Source organism: Vibrio sp. OPT46 (genome assembly GCF_015163535.1).
Taxonomy (GTDB): Bacteria; Pseudomonadota; Gammaproteobacteria; order Enterobacterales; family Vibrionaceae; genus Vibrio; species Vibrio alginolyticus.
The window spans coordinates 4,067-12,435 of record NZ_JADDYG010000264.1 but is presented as its reverse complement, the minus strand read 5'-3'; the positions used below and the strand labels follow the sequence as shown (position 1 = coordinate 12,435).

Annotated in this window: 7 protein-coding genes; 3 read left to right on the top strand and 4 right to left on the bottom strand. The window is 44.4% G+C overall.

Going from position 1 to position 8,369, the window contains the following annotated elements:
* Together IQR33_RS12305 and IQR33_RS12300 are read left to right on the top strand one after the other, a co-directional pair.
* Window positions 1-505 (top strand): BCCT family transporter (locus IQR33_RS12305; RefSeq protein WP_193843722.1); only part of this gene is annotated, 505 nt, incomplete at its 5' end.
* A 231-nt stretch (window positions 506-736) separates the two neighbouring features.
* Entirely contained in the window at window positions 737-2,620 is a 1,884-nt protein-coding gene (locus IQR33_RS12300) for a methyl-accepting chemotaxis protein (RefSeq protein WP_005376880.1), read from the top strand.
* Window positions 2,621-2,690: 70 nt separating this feature from the next.
* On the opposite strand, the gene IQR33_RS12295 is transcribed toward IQR33_RS12300, so the two are convergent.
* A complete protein-coding gene (locus IQR33_RS12295; RefSeq protein ID WP_005376881.1) occupies window positions 2,691-3,410 on the bottom strand; it encodes a 3'-5' exonuclease in 720 nt (239 codons plus the stop codon).
* An 8-nt stretch (window positions 3,411-3,418) separates the two neighbouring features.
* Entirely contained in the window at window positions 3,419-5,308 is a 1,890-nt protein-coding gene (locus IQR33_RS12290) for a DUF294 nucleotidyltransferase-like domain-containing protein (RefSeq protein WP_193838083.1), read from the bottom strand.
* A gap of 314 nt (window positions 5,309-5,622) precedes the next feature.
* Here IQR33_RS12290 and IQR33_RS12285 point away from each other — a divergent pair, with 314 nt between their 5' ends.
* Entirely contained in the window at window positions 5,623-6,264 is a 642-nt protein-coding gene (locus IQR33_RS12285) for an outer membrane beta-barrel protein (protein WP_193843721.1), read from the top strand.
* An 89-nt stretch (window positions 6,265-6,353) separates the two neighbouring features.
* Here IQR33_RS12285 and IQR33_RS12280 read toward each other — a convergent pair whose 3' ends face one another.
* A complete protein-coding gene (locus tag IQR33_RS12280; RefSeq protein WP_017636105.1) occupies window positions 6,354-7,544 on the bottom strand; it encodes an amino acid aminotransferase in 1,191 nt (396 codons plus the stop codon).
* 331 nt (window positions 7,545-7,875) lie between these two features.
* Window positions 7,876-8,175: a hypothetical protein gene (locus IQR33_RS12275; protein WP_005376885.1), complete on the bottom strand. Its 300-nt coding sequence runs from the start codon at window positions 8,173-8,175 to the stop codon at window positions 7,876-7,878.
* Window positions 8,176-8,369 lie beyond the last annotated feature (194 nt).

Below are 8,369 nucleotides of genomic sequence, written 5' to 3'. Positions count from 1 at the left end.
CGCGCGTGTTTCTCGTGGCCGTACCGTTCGCGAGTTCATCACAGCAGTTCTGCTGGTTCCAACGGCGGTTACCGTTATTTGGATGTCTGTATTTGGTGGCCTGGCGATCGAGCAAGTTGTTGATAAAGTAGGTGAGCTGGGCACAAATGGCTTGACTGACGTATCACTTGCTATGTTCCAAATGTTTGATGTTCTTCCATTTGGTAGCATGCTTTCTATCATCGCTGTTGTGCTGGTACTTGTGTTCTTCATTACGTCTTCTGACTCTGGTTCACTTGTTATCGACAGTATCACGGCAGGTGGTAAAGTCGATGCACCTGTACTTCAACGTGTCTTCTGGGCATTCATGGAAGGTGCAATTGCGGTTGCTCTGCTATGGATTGGTGGCTCCGAGGCGGTTCAAGCTCTTCAGGCCGGTGCCATTTCTACAGCACTGCCATTTACCTTCATTCTGCTTGCAATGTGTGTGAGCTTATTGATGGGTATGAGAACAGAGCGTCAGTAATTCGGCATTTTATAAAACCGTCTGACTAACAATTAATCAAAAGGCCAGCAATTTGCTGGCTTTTTTTGTGCGGTTTTTATGACGCTCGAGACAAAAAAATGACACATGAAAGTTCATATTTTACAAAGAGTTAATGTGCTATTTTGTTTTTTAAAAATTAGTGAATAGTCGTAAAAAAGTGTGTAATATTCATGCACCTTAACTGTTCTCCCAACTCAAAAAACTATAAATATGAAATTATCATTAAAACAAAAGCTTATAGGCGCAAGCCTTTCTGCTGTTGTTGTGATGGCAACAGCACTTACTTGGTTGTCGGCTGGTCAATTATTTGATCAGACTCGTTCAGGTGTCTATTCACGTGCGCAAAGTCTTAGTACTACTGCGTCAGAGGGAATTTCTGATTGGGTCAATATCCGTAAAGATATTGCCACTGCGTTCAACGATTACTCGACCGAGCAAGACGTTGTTCCTTTCCTACAACAAGCTCGCAAGGCTGGTGGCTTCGATGACATCTTCCTTGGTACACCAAACGGTGATATGTACCGCTCTCATCCGGAGCGTAACCGTGCTGATTATGACCCTCGCACACGTCCTTGGTACAAGGATGCTGATGCCGCAGGTAAGCAAATCATCACAGCCGCATATCAAGACGCAATCACGAATGCACTACTTGTGACCATTGCTGAGCCAGTAATGAAAAATGGTCAGTTTGTTGGTGTTGTTGGTGCGGACGTACTGATCGATCAGCTTATCAGCGATGTGATTAACTTAGATGCAGGTGAAAACGCGCATGCGATGCTAATCGACATGAATGAAGGCACCTTCTTAGCGCATCCAGATAAAAGCTTGACGCTTAAGCCTATCACCAGTGTTCTAAAAGATTTTTCAGAAGAGGCAATTGAGCGCGCCGCCGATGAAGGTCGTATCGAAGATACGGTAATCAAAGGAAAAGAGAAGCTTTACTACTTCAATAAAGTTCCTGGTACGCATTGGATGTTTGCGATTGAAATGGATCGCGCAACAGAAGAAGCAGGTCATGCGGTATTGCTACGAGATCTATTGTTCACTGCTGTGGCGATCACGATTGTGGTTATTCTTGCAGTTTCTTGGCTAGTTGGTTTCTTGTTCCGTGACTTGAACCGCGTATCAAATGCACTGGAAGAAATTGCATCTGGCGAAGGTGACTTAACGCAACGCCTAGAACCACGCAGTGATGATGAAGTAGGTAAACTGGCGGAAAACTTCAACCGTTTTGTTGGCAACATGCACACAATGGTTACTAAGCTTAGCCACGTATCTTCTGCGCTTTCAGAGCAAGCACGCACGACAGCACAGCAAGCTGAGGAGCGTAGTCAGCGTATCTCTTACCAGCAAGATGAAATCAACATGGTGGCGACGGCTGTGAATGAAATGGCAGCAGCGACACAAGAAATTGCAGGTAATGCTGATAGCACGGCAAGTAACTCAGAAGAAGCGGTTCAAGCTTGTTCACACGGTTCAAGCCAAGTAACTCAAACGCAAGGTTCTATTCAGAACTTAGCGCAAGAAGTTCAAGTTGCTACTGATGTGATTCAAGAGCTAGAAGCGCACGGAAATAGCATCAATACGATTCTATCAACGATTCAAGGCATTGCAGAGCAAACGAACCTACTTGCACTTAACGCGGCGATCGAAGCGGCACGTGCAGGTGAGCAAGGCCGTGGTTTTGCTGTGGTTGCAGATGAAGTCCGCGTATTGAGCCAACGTACTCATGCTTCAACGCAAGAGATTCAAGAAACTATCGAGATGCTACAAGGCACAACAGCCAAGGCGGTCGGTATTATGGGTGACAGTCGTCGTCTAGCTGATACCAGTGTTGATGATGCCAATGCGGCTGCAGCGAGCTTGACGCAAATCCACACTGCTGTTGAGCGTATCAGTGATATGGCAACGCAGATTGCTTCAGCAGCAGAAGAGCAAGCATCGGTAACCACTGAGATCACTCGTAACACTGAAGGTATTCGTGATGTGTCTAACGAGCTGTCAGTCGAAGCTCATCAAGCAGCAGAACAAGCTGCTCACCTGTCTGAGCTATCACACGAACTTGAACAAGAGATTCAACGCTTTAAGCTGTAATCTTGTCTCAACCTAAGTAAAAAAGGAGCCATCAGGCTCCTTTTTTGATCGCTATTAAGCGTGAAGTATATTACAGCCAGAACTCACTGATGGGTTGCTCTTCACTGTAATGATGGGCGATTTGCGCTTGCAGTAGCTCTGCGGTAGCAATTGCATCGGTTAATGCATGGTGAGGCGTATAGTCTGGCAGCCCATAACGGCGTCGAGATTGCGCTAGCCGAACCGATTCTGGTTTTTTCCCTTTTAAACGCTCCCAGAGAGAGCCTGAACGTTTCTGTTGAATCGTTTCTTCAAGGTGCAGCGTATCTAAAACAGGAAACTCAATACCTTCCCCTAAACGGCTTTTGAGCGCTTTATCCAGAAACTCTCTCTCGATACGACGGTAATGAACAACAATGATTTTCCCGCTTAAGCATGGTAGCAGCTCGCTTAAGATATCGCCTAAGTCAGGTGCATCGATCAATTCGCTGTGAGTAATACCGTGTATAATGACTGAGTCTTCATCGAGTGCACGCTGTGGACGTACCTTCCAATGACGCGAGTTACGTAGGAAAATTCGCTTCAGGTTAAACGGCACTAAACCAATAGTAATGATGTCATGTTTTTCAGGATTCAAACCCGTCGTTTCGAAATCTAACGCCACGAACTCCACCTCAGATAACGGTGTTTCTGGAGCAGGCGGCTTGTTGCTATAAAACGCAATTAAATTCTCATCCTTCGCCATCTCCAGCTTTTGTTCAAACTTCGTTGGCCACTGAATGGTTGGCTTCTGAAAGAGCTTTTTAATCATGCTAAACCTCACTTAAAGCTCTTGTTCGCTTGGTAGCGGAACTTAAGGAAATTTTGACCATTGCTTAGGATCTGGAATGCATCCTTTAGGTTGCGACGTTCAAACTCAGAGAGGTTTTCCGGTTCGATATTGTTATCAGGATCAATGCCTAGTTCCACATCCGTCGCTTGGTGACGAATACGCACCATGGAAATAAACTCTAACGCGTCTTTTAAGTCTTGTGCTCGACCTTTTGGCAAAATGCCAGCATCAATAATGTCGTCAAGACGCTCAAACGAGTTCTGTGCTCGTGAACCAACCGCCAGAGAGTGAACGCGAATTAAGTCGACCAGAGGAGCAGTACCGCGACGTTTGAGGTTGATGGAGTTGTTGTGTCTGCCATCTTTTTCCATCACGAAGTCTTTAAAGAAGCCTAGAGGTGGTGTTCTGTTTAGTGCGTTACGAGCCAAACACGCTAAGAAGCGGTTGTTCTTTCGAGCGCGACGAACAATAAAGCTAGTTAACTGTTCTGCCCATTTTAAGCGGCCATAGACGCCATCCAAGTCGAAAAAGATGGAGGCGTTGAGTAGTGCTTTCGGGTTCGGGTTATCAATCCAGTCAGCAAAACACTCTTCCCACTCTGAACGAGTCATGCGCCACAGTGGGTTGGTTGCCATAATATCGCCTGTGCAATATTTGTAGCCACAGGCATCTAACCCATCGCTGACGTATTTTGCTAGGGCTTCGAAGTATTTACCATGTTTCTCTTCTTGATAAGTTTCATCTAGAATGATGGCGTTATCTTGGTCAGTCACCAACAGTTGCTCATCTCGCCCCATTGAGCCAAGTGCAAGGAAACAATAAGGAATTGGCGGTGGACCAAGCTCTTCTTCTGCCATTTCTAGCAGACGCTGTTTGAAGCTTCGGCCAATGACCGACATCGCGCTACCCACCATGTGAGAGTTGGCATCTTCATTGACCAGACGCACGAAGCTGCTTTTCACTTCTTCGGCAACAACGGCTAAATCTTCGATAGTCTGTTGTTGGAAAATACTACTCACCAACAACAACGAATTCTGAGATTCATAACGAACAATGTCGGTGGTTTCGATAATACCGATTGGTAATTGGTTTTTTACCACTGGTAGGTGATGTACGTTGTAACGCAGCATCGTTAACATTGCTTCATAGATGTAAGCGTTGTGGTCAAGAGACATGACCTCCGTGGTCATCACACTGGACACATCGTCCTGTGGGGACAAACCTTCAGCTAACACACGGGTACACAAGTCACGGTCGGTAATGATACCAAGTACTGGGGACTGTGGATCGTCTTCGTCACGAACGAAATCTGGGTCGACGATAAGTAAAGCCGATACGTTCTCATTCGCCATTTGCTGCGCGGCTTGCTGGATTGTCTGACCACGATCAATCGTATGAGCATCGCCAGTCAGCAAGGTTTTCACTTTCGACGTCGTCAGGTCATTGGCGTCTTTGTTTTCTGAAATGGCTTGGCGTAAACGAGCGCTATTTTCAACTTCAACAAAATCCGCAAAGGAATCAAAGTTATCGTAAATTTCTTGGAAAATGTCACCAGGAATACAGTAGAGCAGGGTATCCTCAATGGCTTTTACCGGAAAGCGGACTTTGTTATTGGTGAGCATGCCCATCTGGCCAAATAGGTCACCTTCGTCAAGGCGATTATACAGCTCACCTTTGCGTCGATAAACTTCAACAACACCGCTTCGCACCACGTATAAATCTTGGATATAGTCTCCAAAATGGATGATGGGGGTATCTTCTCGGTAGTACGAGATTTCGATACTCTCTGTCACCTTGTTTAGTGTTTCTTCAGGGAGTTCATTGAACGGGGGATACTTGGCGAGAAAGTTGTAAATCTCGAGAAGTTCTGCATCCATCGAAGGCGCCTTTTAGTTCGCAAATAATAAAGTAATCTTAACTTAGTTTTAAAACAGAGTCTTATCTGAACCGCGATTTTCGTGCTCAGTCATAAGATTCTGACATATCGCACGATAAGGGAGCTTCATTTTTACTACTATATGGTCACCTCAATTGAAAAAGACGTCGCCGATATGTTTTCTTCGTGATGACTGATTAGATCTTTGGCTGTTTCAGATCGTTATCACGTCTTTAGATTAAGCTATTCTTCTTGAGCCAAGTAGCTCAGGCGATGGAATACAGTGTTTAGATAATTCTCATGAAAGGAAGTCGAATGGTGAGAAATTTATTGCTTGTTTCTTTAGCTGCTTTGCCGGCGATATCAAGCGCAGTGGTCATGGACCAAGCAGAAAAATTTGGGTACGAACACATTCATTTGGATGTTGGTGCCGGAACGACAAACGAAGAATGGTTAGATAACTCTAATACGACCACAGTGGGACTCGGTGGTAACTATTTGTTTACTGAGAATTGGTTGTTTAATGTTGATTACTCAGCGCAGTTTTTCCATCCGGATGATTTTACTCTTCGCATTGACCGCCTTTTGTTTGGTGGTGGTTACCGTTATGGAGTTACAGAGCAATTCGATATCTACGGGATATATGGAATAGGCGCAATCAAAGCGAAAGCGACGGACGACAAAACGGATAATACGTTGTCTTCCGATAGCGAATTGATTCAAGCTGTAACTGTTGGGGTGAATTACTTGCTCAGTGAAAAGCTTATTGCGACAGCTGAAGTGGAGTTGAACCGTAGTGATATCGTTGATGAGAACAATTTTAAGATCGGTTTTAATTACCAATGGCATAAAGTCATCGGCACTGGTCTTTTTTATCAGTTTAGAGATACTGATTACAGCGGTGAAAGTTCAGATTACGTCAATGAAGTAGGGCTGAGTTTGAAGTTTGTCTACTAGATCGGACGGGTTCGTTTTTGGCGTTAAGTTAAAACAAAAAAGGTCAGCTTATGCTGACCTTTCCTTTTAATAAAGTATGCGACAGTCGATTATAAAACCGCTGCAATGCCTTTACACAGAGGGCCCATATTTGACTTCGTCATACCAGCAACACTGATTCGGCCAGAACCGACAATGTAAATACCGAACTCTTCTTTAAGGCGGTTAACTTGCTCTTTAGAAAGACCAGAGAAAGAGAACATACCATTTTGACGTTCGATGAAACTAAAGTCTGCGTCCACACCTTCTGCTTTTAGTGTCGCTACAAATAGTTCACGCATTTCTTGAATACGGTCACGCATTTCTGCTACTTCAGCTTCCCATTCCGCACGCATTTCGGCGTTGCCAAGAATGTGAGTCACGACAGCACTGCCGTGTGCAGGTGGGTTAGAGTAGATAGAGCGAATAATGGCTTTAACTTGAGAAAATGCGGTTGTTGCGACTTCTTCTGACTCAGCTACTAACGTGAAGGCACCTACGCGTTCATTGTATAGGCCAAAGTTTTTCGAGAAAGAGCTCGCGACTAGGATTTCTTTGTTGTACTTAGCAAAAGTACGAAGACCTGCAGCATCTTCTTCCACACCTTTAGCAAAGCCTTGGTAGGCGAAGTCGAACAGAGGAAGCAATTTCTTCTCTGCGACAAGTTTCGCCAATGTTTCCCATTCTTCAGCCGTAGGATCGATCCCTGTAGGGTTGTGACAGCAGCCGTGTAGAAGCACGATGTCGCCTTCAGATGCAGATTGCAGATCATTTAGCATCGCATCGAAGTCTTTGTCTTTTGTTTCAGCATTGTAGTAGCTGTATTGTGCCGTTTCGATACCAGCAGCAGTAAATACGCCGTTGTGGTTCGCCCATGTTGGGTTGCTGATCCAGATCTTTACATCGCCTAGTTGACGTTTAATGAACTCGCCGGCAACACGTAGTGCACCAGTACCACCCGGAGCTTGAGCTGTTTTAGCGCGTTTTTCGTTTACAATTTCTGCATCAGAGCCGAAAAGCAGTTTTTGCACTGCAATACCGTACTCTGCTGTGCCTTCGATGGTTAGGTAAGATTTGGTTTTTTCAGTTTCAACAAGTGCTGCTTCAGCTTTCTTTACTGTCGCAAGAACGGGAGTTTCGCCTTGCTCGTTTTTGTAAATACCTACGCCAAGGTTAATTTTGTCTGCGCGAGCATCTTTTTTAAACTCTTCAGTAAGGCCAAGAATAGGGTCAGCCGGAGCGGCAACTACTTTTTCAAACATAATCTTCATCCATGTTAATCGAAGGGGTGTGCTAACATTTATACCTTTCAGCAATATTGGTTACAACCGTTACTGAAAAGAAAACCTAAAAAAGTTGCGATTTGAAACAGAATTCTAACATAACTAAAGTTTTTGCCATGAAAACGTTTGGTAGGCACAGAGTTTGAAGGGCATTTATGCCATGGTTGGAGAAGTTTTGCACACATCCCAATCGTTTCAATTCAGTGCTTTGCGTTAACACGTTTATAATTGCCTAGTGAGGATTTGTTGAGACAAAAACGCCCCACCAAAGGTGGAGCGTTTACTGTTAGAGTATGGATATCGGTTGGGGTTATTTCTTCAGATTGATTTCCGACTCAACCGCATTGGTTTCGATGTCAGGGTTAGAAGAAAGTTTTTCAGTCGCCCAGTCGTTCATATGCTTTAAGATCGCTTTTAATGCGTGCTTTTCGGTTGGTACTTCTGTCTTTTCAACTTCAAGTTTTTGCTTCGGATGCGTACCCGTCGCATCTTCCGCAACGTGTAGCCAATCTGGGTGCCAGTAATAAGGTTGGCCGGAAGGAGAGCTCCAAGAATGTACGCCGTTGGATTCACCTTTGTATTTAATATCTTCTTCGTTGTATTTCGCCATTATTGTTTTCTCTCATAATCCATGAGTTGAGGTGTGCATCACCATTACTATTTAAATGTAACAGATGTAATGAAAATTAATGTGATAACAATCGACTTATTTTGCCCTTTGAACGCTATAGAAGATGCGTACTTCTCATTCAGAAGAATTTACTATTTGGCAGGTTTTAGCTTTATTTGTGTTTAAAGCATACA